9 protein-coding genes are annotated in these 14,097 nt (G+C 61.3%); 6 read left to right on the forward strand and 3 right to left on the reverse strand.

Annotated features, from left to right (window positions below):
• Positions 1-23: 23 nt before the first annotated feature.
• Positions 24-698 (reverse strand): LuxR C-terminal-related transcriptional regulator, encoded by a 675-nt coding sequence (locus tag JG739_RS12110; RefSeq protein WP_202366654.1) that lies wholly within the window; start codon positions 696-698, stop codon positions 24-26.
• 412 nt (positions 699-1,110) lie between these two features.
• On the opposite strand from JG739_RS12110, the gene JG739_RS12115 reads away from it, so the two are divergent.
• The 3 genes from JG739_RS12115 to JG739_RS12125 all read left to right on the forward strand — a co-directional run bounded on the left by JG739_RS12115 (position 1,111) and on the right by JG739_RS12125 (position 6,919).
• Complete coding sequence (locus tag JG739_RS12115) at positions 1,111-5,208, forward strand: peptidoglycan-binding protein (RefSeq protein WP_202366655.1); 4,098 nt, start codon at positions 1,111-1,113, stop codon at positions 5,206-5,208.
• A gap of 166 nt (positions 5,209-5,374) precedes the next feature.
• A complete protein-coding gene (locus tag JG739_RS12120; RefSeq protein ID WP_202366656.1) occupies positions 5,375-6,154 on the forward strand; it encodes a hypothetical protein in 780 nt (259 codons plus the stop codon).
• Positions 6,155-6,292: 138 nt separating this feature from the next.
• The gene (locus JG739_RS12125) at positions 6,293-6,919 is read left to right on the forward strand and encodes a hypothetical protein (RefSeq protein WP_202366657.1); all 627 of its coding nucleotides are present in this window, start codon (positions 6,293-6,295) and stop codon (positions 6,917-6,919) included.
• Positions 6,920-6,923: 4 nt separating this feature from the next.
• Here JG739_RS12125 and JG739_RS12130 read toward each other — a convergent pair whose 3' ends face one another.
• Entirely contained in the window at positions 6,924-8,018 is a 1,095-nt protein-coding gene (locus tag JG739_RS12130; RefSeq protein ID WP_202366658.1) for a hypothetical protein, read from the reverse strand.
• Between the two features lie 94 nt (positions 8,019-8,112).
• On the opposite strand from JG739_RS12130, the gene JG739_RS12135 reads away from it, so the two are divergent.
• The 3 genes from JG739_RS12135 (at position 8,113) to JG739_RS12145 (ending at position 12,284) form a co-directional block, all read left to right on the forward strand.
• Positions 8,113-8,829, forward strand: a complete 717-nt coding sequence (locus JG739_RS12135) for a hypothetical protein (protein WP_202366659.1) — start codon at positions 8,113-8,115, stop codon at positions 8,827-8,829.
• Positions 8,826-9,848, forward strand: a complete 1,023-nt coding sequence (locus JG739_RS12140; protein ID WP_202366660.1) for a hypothetical protein — start codon at positions 8,826-8,828, stop codon at positions 9,846-9,848. Before JG739_RS12135 ends, JG739_RS12140 begins: the two co-directional genes overlap by 4 nt.
• A 1,269-nt stretch (positions 9,849-11,117) precedes the next feature.
• A complete protein-coding gene (locus JG739_RS12145) occupies positions 11,118-12,284 on the forward strand; it encodes a hypothetical protein (RefSeq protein ID WP_244749834.1) in 1,167 nt (388 codons plus the stop codon).
• A 1,053-nt stretch (positions 12,285-13,337) separates the two neighbouring features.
• Here the strand turns inward: JG739_RS12145 and JG739_RS12150 are convergent.
• Positions 13,338-14,090 carry an MOSC domain-containing protein gene (locus JG739_RS12150; RefSeq protein ID WP_202366661.1) on the reverse strand — a complete coding sequence of 251 codons (753 nt, stop codon included), beginning with the start codon at positions 14,088-14,090 and terminating at the stop codon, positions 13,338-13,340.
• Between the last annotated feature and the right edge of the window lie 7 nt (positions 14,091-14,097).

Genomic DNA, 14,097 nt, shown 5'->3' on the forward strand with positions numbered 1-14,097 from the left:
AATCTTTCAGATTACCAATGCCTTCACCCTGCCACCAGCGCCGCTGCCAGGCTGATTGCGACGGCCTGGGTCGTCGTCCTCGCGCCAAGCTTGTGCCGGGCTCGCGCGAGATGCAATTCGACCGTTTTTTCCGAGATTCCCATTTCGGCGGCGATCTTCTTGGTCACCAGTCCGCTCGCAGCCATCGACAAGCATTGCCGTTCCCGAAACGAAATAGCTCCTGAGCCCGAACTGAGTTGCGGTATTGCGAACTCAACCTGCGTCAATGCCAGGATATGACTCGGGCGCCCTGTACCTGGGGCTGCATGGATCGGAATCGTTAGTCTACGGTAGGAAAGGAATGTATTGTTTGCAACAGCGGCAATCCGATGCACGACCGGCTGATCCGCCGTGACTACGTCCAGATAGCTTGGAACGAGCACGCCGAGCGCAAATCGCTGATCTGGCTGTTCGCCAAGGCAATTCACGTAGCCTGCCGCGCCCTTTAGGTGCTCGATGCCGGCCTGCGCCCGGTAGGACCAGCCGCGCGGGTTCTCTCCCGTGAATTCAAGCACAAATGCGGTGTCTGCGAACTGCATGCAGCCTAGTAGGCTTTCGACGGGACGGGCAAGGTCAAAACTGCGCGCTACCGCCAACGCCGGCCGGCAATCGGCGTCGATGTTATCGCCGATTGATTCTACGCGCACCTGCGGGAGCATTAGGGAATTCCCTAGCTTATATTGCCAGCATTTTAGGGATTAGCGTCACACAGGGCAATTACGCTTTTGAGGTAGCAGAATACACCCATTGTTTGCCAGCGCGCAAAAAGTTGGAGCAGAAGGCGATCAGAATCCCGCAACAGATCATTGTCCTATCGTCCGTTCGCCTCAGCCGACGCTTCTCACTCCAGTCTGGCCCGCCCAGCCTAACTCCCAATCCCGTACGAACTCGTGTGGGCGTTTTAGGGAATTCCCTAGCTATCTCACCTGCATTTTAGGCGTTAGCCTTTAGGCTTGGTCTTACACCTTCAGCGCGACGGAGGGATGAAGGGTGTTCCGTGGGGCACGGTCAATAGCCTGTGTCATGCGCAGAATGCTGCTTGCCAGCGTAACAGCGTTTCAGGCTGCAATATTGAGTGCTCCCCCGGCATTGGCGCAGTTCAGCCCCGAGGATTTGCTGCGGCTTGGCACCGAGATTCTCGGCAACGCTTCGCGCGAAAGGCCGCCGCCCGCACAAAACCGCAGATCCACTACCCCTCAGAGACGGCCGCAAGCTCCATCATCCGGCCACAATTTGTATGATCCCGGCAAAGTTGCCGAGGCCCAGCGGATATTGAACGAGCTCGGCTATAGCGCCGGGTCGGTCGATGGCGAAATGGGCTCCCAGACGAGACGGGCGATCATCAATTTTCAGCACAACACAGGTCTTCGGCAGACGGGCAGGCCCGATAGTGCCCTCCTTGGGGCGTTGCATTCGGCGCAGGCACAAGCAGGCCTCGCTAAGGCGCCGGTAAGGCCGAGTGGCCTTCCCGACGCCTTCAACACGACTGTAGGCAATGATTGGCCGCAGACGGGTGCTCCGGCCGAATTCACCATCCTTCCAGGCTATGATCTCCCCAATGGTGACTACCGGTCAGGCGTGACCGATCCCCGCCTCAAGGGTGTTTCGACCACCGAATGCCAGCAACTCTGTGCCCAGGACGGCCAATGCCGGGCATTCACGTACAACGAGCGGCCCCGCGTCTGTATCCTCAAGGACAAGGTGCTGCAACAGGCGCGTTTCGCCGGCGCCGTGTCGGGCATCAAGGCAGGCGCAGTGGCATCCCACGGCGGCGGCCCCGCTGCCGAAACGGGAGTGAAGGGCGGCATTCCCACGTTGAACGGACGTCTTCTGGCCCGTGGGCCCTCAGGATATCCAGCCGCTGTCTCCGACGACGCTGTCGCACAGTTGGGACGCCTTGCGGTCCATATCGCGCTCGAGCGGTTCCCCGACATTCTCGAGGATGAAGACGCGGCGTTCGTCGCGCTGTCCTACCTCGATGATCAGTCGCAACGGAGCATTGTCTCGGCAGCGGGAATCGACCCTCAGAAGGTCGTCGGCGCGGGGGTGCATTACAGGCACCGCCTGGACGAATTCGAGGCGCGGGCTCTCCTGAAAAGCATCAGGGCGGCGCTTCCTCCCATCGCCGCCACCTTGGCGCCCGATTTTCCGATTCCCGTGCTCGTCCTCTGCAGCGTATCGATCGACGAATACGATTTTGATCGGCAGCAGTTCCCGATCGGCAAGGTCGGGCAATGCAATTCGATCTATCTCAGTGCAGGCTTGGGCAGAGTATCTATCGGGGCCCCGATCGCAACTGCCTATCTGCCCGATCGTGTGCCCGTGCCGCTGGAACAGGCACGTGATTACAAGCAGAGGATCATGGGGCCGGGAACATATGTCGAGCCGATGCTCGGGCTCGAAGCGCAACTCACTAGCATAGTGGAAAGTTCGCCGAACCCCTATAACAAGCAGGAGCGTCATTTCGCCTTCGGTGTCGAAGTCGAGGGGGCGCTGCTCTTCCGGCACGATGAGCTGTCGCAGCCCTTCCAGAAGCTTCCGCTCATCCCGACCCCTTCGGTCGACACGATCGAGGCTAGGCCAACCGGGCCGGTGCCGCTGAATGCCGATACGGCAAGTCTGCTGCTGCTCGCCCGCCATGCGATGGATTTCAGCGACGTCGAATACAGCGATTGGGCGAGTCGGCGCGCCCACAGCGAAGCGTCTGGCCATCCGGGACCATGGACGCCGTTCTTTCGGGAGCAGGTCGCGGACGATCTGGCATCCGGCGGCCGGCCTGAAGCGCAATTGCTCGCCAACTTTGGGGAATGGAATCGGGCCCGCGCGAGAGCGTTGCCCGAGACGCTGACCCTCCAAACGCAGAATGCTACGCTCGAATGGTTGCAGCGCGAAGCTCTACCCGGCGGTGCGCGGGTGTTCAGGGAGCCTTCCCAAAACTCCGCGTTCGCCGCAATCGTACCGCGGCTGGGTGTTGCGGCGACGCAATTGTTCGAGCCGAACAACAACGATGTCTCGGGCGAACTCCCTGGCCTGGGGCGGGCGCAAGTCGCTCTCGTGCTTCCGGCGGCACGGGAAGAATTCACACTCAAGATCGACCCGAATGCCAAGGCTGGCAGAGACAATCTCGATGTTACCGTCGATGTCAGGGTGCGCGACGTGCGTATCGACCGGATGGAAAATCAGCCTCCATTGGTGGTGCTGTACGTCGAACCGGTTAAGGCGCAAGTCACCGCTCGAGAGTTCGGCGGGGCCGAGGTAGCCTCGGCCGTCTTTGACATCAGGCATCCCGACGCGGCGACGCCGGACGCCGCCACGGGCGCTGAGGCAGTCATTACATCCTCAGGGACCTTGAAAGGTGCTATTCCCCTCGCGGCCGAGACGATGGACCTGCTCCAGCTTCGCCATCAGCCGGAGACGGTCGATGACCTCAGGATAAGGCTGATGATGATCGCGCGCCATGACTATGAGCAGGACATGGCCAAGCTCGGCGAAACGCCGCTCGGCGGATGGTTCTTCCGCGATCTCGCAAAGCCGCTCGACGAGGCCGAACAGGTAAACCGGTTGGCTGAATTCCGGGAATGGTCGAAAGGGCGCGCCAATTCGTTGCCCGAAACGATGACGGTCAGTCTCGAACTGCGCAATGGTGAGGCGCCGTTCGAACATATGGGCGAAAGTCCGCGCGACAGCGCCTGCCAGGGTTCGGAAGCCGCGGTATCGCAAGGATCGGCGACCGAAAAAGAAGCCATGGCTGCGAAACTGTGCGCTTATCTCAAAGCGGCCTGGAGGGCACCTGAGCCGCTGCTCTATTACAAAGAGCATGTTTCGGATTCCGGCGGCGTCGGTCCCCGCTACGACTGCGGTGGCGAGCGATACTGTCCTGAATATGCGAACTATTACTCTAATGTGCGCAAGGACCTTGGCCTGCCACCCCCTTATGATCTCATTCGGCTCGACCGGCTTCCGGTTCTCGACGAAGCAACCAGGAAACTGGAGGGCGAGCTTGTCCTGGAGATCGATGTCGCTCCCATCGGGGTAAAGCCGACCGCGGCCTGGCCCGACAGCACATGGAACAATGCGAACCGCCGCGCCCGCCCTTTCGACGAGGAGCATGGGCTGCGGCTGACCATCGAACCGGACGAAAGGAAGCTTGCCGGCCCGGCGCTCATTTTCGAGGCGAAGGCCCTGGCCGCGCGCGTGGTGAACGCCGAAACCGGCGAAACGCTAGTCGAGCTGGCGCTCGCCGCGCCCGCCCCGCTGCCTGACTCGTTTCTGGAAACGTCGGCCTCGAAGGTTCGGAATCTCGACGTCCTGGGTATAAAGCTTGGCATGACCTTCGAGGAAGCCGAGCGGCTCATTCGTGAGCATATGGAGGTCGGTCGGGTGTTCAAAGCGGAGCGCACGGGACAGATCGGCCTGGCAAGTGGAAAGATCGAACCCTACAGTTCCGGACGCCTCTTCGTCTCCAGGGCCGAGAATGAAGCGATCGCCATTTTCGACGAGCCGCCGGCGGCGCCTGGGGTGGTCCTGGGTATGTGGAGAAGACTCCGCCTTCCCAAGGGTTCGATAGACCCGACAGGGCTCAAGGCGACGCTGACGGAGCGCTACGGCGCCCCGGATGCGACCGAAGAGGTCTTTCCGACTGGTGCAAATGACAAGGGCGTCGCCTTTCTCTGGCGTGACGTCAAGCACGAAAGACAGGATTGCGGGATGCCCTACCAGCACGAGGAGAGTGGTCGTTGGTGGCGCGAAGAGGCTGGAGCACCCGCCCCGCAGCCGTCGTTCCTCAGGCATTATCCGGTTTTCGGCAGCGCACGCGATTTCGAGCCTACGCCTCAAGGAGCGGACAGACCTCTTTCAACCTTCTGTCCTCCGATCCTTGGGGTCTGGTACGCGACCTATCCAGTGTTGCCGGGGTCGGGCGGCATGGCCGGCCAGATCGCGACCGGCGTCGATCTGCGGGTCCCACAGAACAAGCAGTGGGCAGAACAGGTCGCCAAGGTCGCTGAAGAGATGGAAGCGAAGCGGGCCGCATCGGAAAGCATGGCCGACGAGATCATGACCTGGCTCAACGACCAGCGCAGCTACGCCAAGCTATTCTTCGAAAGCCGGAGGGACGCATCGATGCAGCCCGCTGCGCCGGCAAAGGCAATGCCCAAGATCAGGTTCTGAGAAACCGGGCGCAGGATTTGGATATAGGAATATCGAACCAGTTGGCCCCGTGTAGCCTGCTTCAAATCAAATGAGTAGAGCGCGCGGGCGCTCTTCTCAAGTAACCGCTTAGTATTCGTATTGATTTTTCTGATGCAGTGATCGGGAGTGGATCAGACGAGTCTGGATGGCAGCGATGACGACCGGAAATCTGCATACACGTATGGCCGGGTTATTTGCGTTAGCCGTTCTGTTGGTGTCCGGTTGCGAGGACGACGTCAAGATCGTCGCCCAGCGGGAGGCGGAACGGGCACAACAGGTAAGACTGGAGAGGATGCGGGCGGACGAGAGCCGGATTCTGGGCTACGAGACGGAGCGGGCTCGGCTGGCGGCAAGGCTTTCCGAAGTCAAGAGCCGGGGATTGCGGCGTTTGGCGCAAAACAAGATGGCAGCCGCGGCTTTGGTGGCAGCCGGTGGCGGCGCGGTCGGCGCTTTCAGTGAGGGATTATCGGACACCGAGCGGAACGTGGCCATCGGCGTAGCGGCATTCGGAGTGGGATACTGCCTGTTCAACTACAGCGAATGCGAGGCCTTGACCCTGGACATCCAGAAACTGTCATCTGAAATGCAAGGTTTGCAGGGCGAGATCGAGGCTCTCTCCCGAGGCGTCGGGCATCGGCTGGTCGTCATCAACAACTGTTCGGAGCCACATTTTGTGGCGGTCGAGATCAAGGACCCGGTTCTCGGTTCGGGCCGCTATGGTTGGTGGAATATCGGGGCCGGCATGTCGAACACTCTATTGAGCGACGGAGAGTTCTACCTGCGTACGACTTCCCAGACGTTGCAGTATGTCGCTTTCCCGGGGCAGGTACCCGCCGGAACCGATATCGGCGCAGCACAGATGAAAGCCGCCACCGGTGCCATCAATGACCACTTCGATGCATCGTTCGCAATAGACTGCCAGTAGGGCTTTCGTTGTTCACGCCTGCCGCCTTGTGGGCGCGTAAGCTCCCGATGGAACTTTGTAGTTCCCCGAGGGCAGGGGGCTGCTAAATTGGCTGGCTCGCAGGGCGACCCCGGACGCCATCAACTGGAGGAGAAAGATATGTTCATCCGTGCGCTTTTCGCAGCCGCGATATTTGCGATCGGATCGCAGCCTGCTTTTTCCCAGGACTCGCTTTCCGATATCAAGGAGAAGCTCGCAGGAAAGACCTCCGAGCTTGAGGAGGTGGACCAGCTTCTGGCGCACGCCGACAAAAACCACAGGATTGCCGCGATGGAACTCCTGTTGCGCTCGGGAAATCCCATCTTCGTGAAGCGCGCCAAGGAGACCGGCCTGTTCAGTTCGGACCCCGAAATGCAGCAGGCCGCCCTGAATGCGGTGTTCGATAGTGGCGGACCCTTCCGCCTGGTCCTCGATCTCTCCGGCAAAGACGATGAAGAACACCTGGTCAAGGCTTGGTCCAACCAGCTGATTTGGAACCCGGAAACTTCGCTGGCGGAGTTCGTGTTCAGGACCGCGCCATTCGACGCTAAAGCGCAATGCTGGAAATTTCCCGAGAACAACACTTGCGCGATCTATCTTTCCGGGACCACAGCCTCCATACGCGATTGGTACAATGCCTCGGGATCGTTCCAGCTTGGCGGAGACGGGCGGCTTTCCGGAACCTTCAGGAACACCGGCTCGCCAAAGAGCGTCCCGGTGCCCGCTTATATTCCCCTCGCGGAATAACGCGTCACGGGCCGGTTGCGGCGAGGCAGTCCACCTGGAGCGGCAAAGTCGGGTCCCAGGAAGTGTCCACCGACACCTTGATCCTGCGCGCGAAAGGTTTCGAGCCGTTACGGCCCGCAAATTCTCCCAGGGGCGTCATGTCGCCGCTCGCGAAACGCCTCCACCGGCGCGACTGCCCTGAGGACGCATCGATCTCGATGCGGATGGCCTTCGGGGAAGCCGCGTCCAAAGCCTCCGGATTCTTGCCGAGAACGACCGAGGACAGCGGCACGGCGGCGTCCGTTTCCAATTCCAGGTAAATATCGAGCGGCTTGTCCAGAGCCGGAAACCGCGCCGCGCCGCCCTTGGCGAGATTGCTGCAGGCGTAGTCCGGGGAAATCGGCTCATGGCTGCAGGTGACCGAAAGTATCGGCAGTGAGGAACCGGCTGCGCAGGAGGATGAAGGCTGACTTGCGGGCGCTTCGCTGGAGCGGGCATATTCTGCTCCGGCGGAGCGCGCGTCGAGCAGCCGGAAGATGCGGCTCTTTATCTCGTCGACCCTCAGGAACTCTGCGTGGTCGACACTTTTGGATCTTACGGCCATTCCGACGACGACTCCGCCGGCCTCCAGAATGCTTCCGCTGACGCCTTGATAAACCTCGCCTTCCACCGGTCTCGCGTCGAGGTGGTCATAGCTGCGGAACGTGATCTCCATAGGCGACCGTTCGACGAGTCCGCTCGGAAATACCCGGATCAGAGTGGCCGAACCGGATTGATCCAGAACCTCGTCCGCGCGGTCTGGAAGGTCGCTCCAACCGTCACGACATCGTTGTTCCATGCCTGGCTTCACATAGGCAATCGACAGGTCGGCTCCCGGCATGAAGCGCTGGAACACAACGGCGTCCCCGATCGCCGGCGGAGCAGCTGTCGCTATCGTCACATTCAGGCTCCGGCCGTGCACGTGCTGCGGCAGGAACAGGTAGCAATTGCCCCGGTAGGAAAAAAGGAAACCGTTGCCCTCGCCATTGTTGACCGACACGGGTTCCGCAAAGGACGCACAAGGCAGCGCGGCGCAGGCAAAAAGCGCGGCCGCCCACGACCTCTTCTTCTTCTGCTTCATATCCGCCTCAGTATGTGCAAGAATACTTCCGCTGAAAGTGATTGAACCATCAGGTGTCCGGTTTCACAAGCCGGACGGTTCGGAGGGCGAGGACTTGAAGCAACTCTCAAGAACCTCGGCGGCGGTAGCCGCCGCGACTATTGTCTCCTGCGGTCTGGAAGTTGCGGCGCAGGAAATTCCTATCCAGGCGATCGATACCCCTGCCGAAGCCTATGTCGATGCCGCGCATGTGTCCGCTACTCCTGTATCCGGTATTCAGTTCGGAGGCGCGCAATCGCCCAAGCATCCCGTACTGTCCGCCTACATTCCCTCAAGCTGGAGCAACGAAGAAATTTGCGTCCGCTTGATGTCGGCCGACGGCCGCTATGTCTTTGAGCAGCGCCATCAGCTCGGCAAGAAGTGGAAGGACCGGCTCCTCTCCTGGCCGCAGGAAACCGGCTATACTGAAATACTGAGGGGCTATGAAGCGGGCGACATGGCGGTGAGGGTTAGCCGGGAGCCATGTGGGCAGAAACCCTCCACGTTTGCGATAGCGGCCTGGAATGTTGAAGAGGAAGGAAACCACCCGGTCCGGTTGCTGGTCAATTCGCTGCGTGCCGATGAGGTCTACTTCGTCGACCAGAAAACCGGCAAGGATTATTCATGTGCGCGTCTGCGCGAAGGGGCGCGAACAGCGTTTGACGCCGAGTGCCCGATTCCGCAGGACCTGCTGGCCGCGGGCGAGGCGCTGGCGCTTGAGGTGAACCAGATCAGGCGCGGGACCCCGGATGCCACGGCTGTAATAACCATCGAGCCGATCCCGGCGGAATGATCGGGGACGAATTGAGGGCGCCGGGCAGGATCCAGGTACTGCAGTTCATCTTCGCCGCGGTCATCCTGTTGTTACTTTGGATTGCCTGGCGCCATCTGTCGGTCGACGCGCGGAGTTACGTCATCGAGGCACGGACGCATGGCTTGGAGATCAAATTCTTCGCAAGCAAGTCGAAGCAGTGGCTTCTTCCGGAGGAAACTATGCTCTGTCAGCGAGGATGCCGCGTCCTGACAGCCGACGAGAGGCTGCTCGAGTGGCAGGACGGCACCACTGTCGCACTGCGCCCGGCGACGGCCGCCGGACTCGAAATTCTTATCCTGGAGTCTGAGCCACCGGAGTCCGATCTCCCGGGATCGGGAAAGAGCGCCGAAGCATCGAGGCCATTGCGAACGACAATTGGCGCCGAGGAACTTACGCCAGGAATGCGGCTGATCTTGCCGGAGGAGGGGTGGTCTGGCGCGGGCAACCTGACGTTTAGCGGCTTTACCCGAATCGGATCCGAGGTCAGTTCGGGACTTCGCGACCACCTCGAGTCGGGCAGCTATCAGGTCCGCGAGGTTCTGCCCTCCTACTCGTTTCGGCCCTCCCACAGGCCGGCGGTAACGGTTCTTGAGGGCAAGTTCTTTCCCGGCGACGAGGTTACCTTCCTCAGACCGAAGGACGGGGCGCTCGTGAAGACACCTTTGACTGGATTCGTCTCCCCGCCGCCTGAAGAAGACGCCACGTGGTTTCAGGTGGTGGGATACTCGCCGACGATGGCCGGAATCTTCATGCGGATCAACAGGCAGGGCACCGAGCCGTCGGATATCGAGCCGAACTGGGCGCACCGTGCGATCAAGGACCCGATCGCGCTGGGCCTGGCGGCGGTTCTCACCATGGCGGCGGCCTTCGCCCAAATCGTGGCCACCATCGTCGACTTGGTGCCGAGGGATAGGCGGCATGCCGAGGTCGCGCCTCCGCCATCCCGTAAGAAGGTAAGCGCTGCGCGCAAAGTCAGGGAGAGGAAGCGGGGGCCCTAATAGTTGAAGGAGTCGAAAACCGATCAGAGAACACTTTGCATGTCACCGACTGATCTGTGTGTGATATTTCACAAGGGCCGTCTTTTTAAGGGCTATTCGGTATGGCCGGCGGCAAACCCCCATGTATGGGGTGTCTGGAAAAGCGAATAGGAGCTGGCGGTTGGTCTGTCGCTCGAAAGATCGGAGGCGTGTCGCCTCCGGTCTTTCGTTTGAGCACCTGACGTTTAGTACGAGGTGACGGTTGTCCGTGGAGGTCTGTGACCTAGCTTTGTGACTAGCTTAAAGCTCAGGCGGACTTTCGGACGTTGAGATGCGGAGGTTCAAGTCGACTTTCAGAGCCTGTGCGCCCTTGGCGGCCGATAATCGGCGGCCACGGCGTCTTCAAGTTTCATTTCAAACCAAAGCCATCCGCGACGGCGTATCCATCAGCGCGCGACCGGCGCTCCGCCATGTAACAACAATTCGAGCACTGGAGGGACATCGAAGCAAGTGTCGGAGGGACACTGCTCGGAGCAAGTGACAGCTTCGAAAGCGATCAGAGGCTTTAGCCAGCACCAAGACGAGGGGCCAAACACCGCTTCACGAACTTGAGAATACACCCAAGACCGCACAGGCACGGCAATGTCAAATCCTCTTGCCGAAATTAACGCAAGCGACGCAGATCTCGCCATCCTGGGCGCAGCATTTGCCTCGGTGGGCCTTTATCTTGTGATCCGCCGTATCCTTATCGCGGTGCAACGGCGTCGCCTCAAATCAGATGTGAGCGAAGGCGGATCCGACCTCCCCGAGGAGGAGGTTGCTTGGGATTGGGAAAGCCCGGTCGACCTTGCAACCGAGCCTGTTTCTTCTTCTCAGGTTGCCGTGCCCTCAGACACGGCAGACCTGGATATTCGGCGTCAGGATGCCAATTGCCTTCGGTTCGGGGTGCCAATCGAGTATTTCGACGTGATCTCCGAAGCTTGCGAGAGCTCGTCTGTGACCCAGACCAACACTTTCGCTTCCGCGACGAACATAGCGCAATCCGGCCGGCTTGCGACATCGATCGGAGAAATCGCTGGCTATGTTCATAGGCAGGTGGCGGCTAATGTTGCCGCCCTAACCAGTCCAGTATTGAGGGCTCTGAATCGTGTGCCGACACAACTCGCCCTCGCGGAGGATTCCGACCCCACCACAGCAACGGCCTCACCTCCTCACGTTCGCAGGCCGATCGGTCTTGTGCCCCGCTTTGGCCTCGCCGCAATCTGTCTGGCCGTGCCGCTTGGCTATGCGATGACGAGACAAAACTGGGTCGAAAGCGCTCCCGCCATTTCGCGGGTCCAGGGCAACGCCAATCCGGACCTTTCGCGATCCTTCGAGCTTCCGGCGAGTGCTGCATTGGATGTGCGTAGGCCAGCCCAGGGAGACGAGCGCACGAGTGTCGAATCGCTTAGCCCGGATCTCACGGCTGCCCGGGCGCAAGTCGGAGCAGCTGCTGCTCAGGCAGCCGCAGCGAGGGAATTGGCCGGCCAGGAGCACCAGGCGGCGGAAGGCGAGCGCGCCAGGAGCGCCGCTCTGCAGCGAGCGCTGCTCGAGTCGCGCAAGGAGATCGACGCGCTGAGGACAAGCATGGCAGCCGCCGATAGCGAACGCCAGGAGCAATTGCGCAACGAGCTCGCGGCAGCCCGCACATTTGACGCATTGCGGCGCATAGCGGGAGATGCCCGCACAATGCTGCGCGAGGCCACCAACTATGTCTTTACGGAGATGCCCGCTGCTCACCTGGAGCGTCAACGAGCCGGATGGGTGGCGCGCGATTTATCGCGAGCGCGGGCGAAAATTGAACAGCTTGAGGCCGAGGCCGCCGAGGATCGCGCCAAGGCCAAGGCTTCGCTGGCGCAAGCGACCGGAATGCTCGGCGACGAACACCGGAAGTCAGAGGAGCTTCGTGGCGACCTAGCCAAAGTGAAACTATCCAATGCCGCGCTCATGGAGCGCGCCGACGCGGCTGAGCAGGAACGGACCGGTGCAGTCTCAGCGAGAAAGCGTGCCGAGCAGACTGCAACCGAGACGGCGCAGGCTCTGGCACGAGAACGCGCTGCGGCAGTCTCGACCCATGAGGACCTCGATAAAGTTCGCCTCGAACGCGACGCCGCCTTGGTAGGGGTCGCCAGGCTGAAGGAGGCTCTGGACAAGCAACGTGAAGTCACTGCTTCTCTTGCCCGCGACCTGGCCGCCGCGCGCGCGGACAATGACAGGCTCAGGGCTGAGCGTCGCAATGCCCAGATTGAGCCGCCGCTGAAGCCGCGCGCTGGCCGCGCAGCAGCCGCTGCCGGCGGGTTGAAGGCTGTCAGCCAGAAGACTGCACGCAGCAAGGTTCGCAACCCGTCGCGGATTGCCCGGGTGCGTTCTCTCACACTTCCCTATCCCCTCAGGCCAAGACAAGCGACGTTGGAGTGATTTCGAAAACGACTGTGCGGTCCTCCTATCGAAGGCCCATGGCCTTTGGGAGGCATTCTCGCACCCTCTCACGACGCCGCGGATGCATCACCCGTTCGAGTTCATCCTGCTCTCGTCGGCGAGGAATCTGCGCGATGTGCTATGTCAGCCCGATCACGCCGCCAGTGGCGTTCAATTCGCATCTGATCGGCGCCTGCCGCGTCTCCACCTTGCCTTGCCGTCCATAGTCGATGCTGACCTCGATGGGAGCTGAGATCGTATCCGGGCTCAACCGACGTATGGAACCTGCGCTGCTGACGCGCACACTGGTCGCGCCAAACGGGGCGGCGGCCGACTCGATTGCATCACGACAGGCGCGAACGACTTCATCCGGGACGCCCGGCAGCGCTTTGATTGGACTGACCGTTGATGGACTGTCGACGTCACCTGGAGGCTGGAGGCTGGACGGAAGGTCGAGCGACCGTCCGGTCCCTGCGGACCGGGCGACACTGACGGCAGTGGCGGCCGTAGTTGCTGTCACTGCCGCCGTGGCAGTGGTGCTGGTCCCATCGTCCTTCACCGATGACCTGCTGCTGGAGCCGCCTGGTCCTTTGTGCGTGCCGCCCTTGCGGCCTTCGCCGTGATGGCTGCCAGCGCTATTGCCTCCGCCATCGTGGCTGCCAGCGCTATTGCGTCCGCCACCATGGTTGCCACCGCTATTGCCTCCGCCGCGCTCGCCGCCGGCAGCAGCTCCTGCGCAAGCTACCGCGATCGAGCAAACGAATGCGAAATAAGCCCAGCCGGATTCACGGGATTGACGCACGACCACCTCCACAAAGTGCGTCGGTCGAACCGTCCTTCCGCGGCATGCGGCTAGGACGGTGCAACCGCCGCCGCCCCAGGCAAACTCGCGACCAAGGCGGCCACGGGAGGTAACTAGGGGATGAATCCGGCGTATCAAGGACGCGAGTACCGGGTGGGGGCCTCGCCGGTATTCGTTTCGGGTACAAGCGTCAGGGTTTGGCCGCTAGCGCAATGACGTGCCGCCGTCCGGCGTCGAAAGCTGGATAAAGGTCAGGTTTCGGTCAAGGTGACGTGGTCGCCCAGCCTGATCTTGCCTGGCTGCACGACCTGGCAGAGCGCGCCGAAGCCGCCTTCGCCATGGCGCGCTATGGTTTGCAGCACTGCCGGTTCGAAGGCGAGATCGCCTTGCGCCAGCGCCGTAAAGGCGCAGCGCGTGCACGGTTCCGAGATCACCATCCGCGCCTTCCCGATCGACAGCACTTTCCCGATGATCTGCTGCTCGACGAAACCCTGCCGCGAAGCGTCGGTTTCGATCACGATGTTGGGCCGGAACCGCCTGGAATCCACTTGCGAAGGATCTTCAAGCAGGCCGGCAAGCCTGTTCATCGAGGCTGACGTGACGATGTGGATGTCGGCGCGCTGATAGCGTTGCGCGATATGATCCCGGGCTTCCGAGCCGAAGGGGACATGTGGGTGCAGCGCCGCCGGGAAATCGAGGAAGGCCGAAACCAGCTCGCCTGCGAGGCTGGAGCCGGCATCGATCCAGGAGCCGTCCAAGCCGATTTCCGGCCAGTCACCCTTCAACCTTGCAAGAAGGTTGGGCAGCGGTCGCCAGTGTTTTCGCTTCTCCGGCGCGGCAACAGTGCCGTCGCGCCGGTCGATGATGCCCCAGATCCGATCGCCCGGGATCCCGCCCTCCGCAAGCTCAGTCCCGTCCAGCCGTTCGCCGCCCATCGAACTGATGGGGTATCGCCAGATCTCCTTGATACGGCCAAACGCTGTCATGATGCGGCAACGAGCCATGCCGTCC

This window comes from Mesorhizobium sp. L-2-11 (genome assembly GCF_016756595.1).
GTDB lineage: Bacteria > Pseudomonadota > Alphaproteobacteria > Rhizobiales > Rhizobiaceae > Mesorhizobium.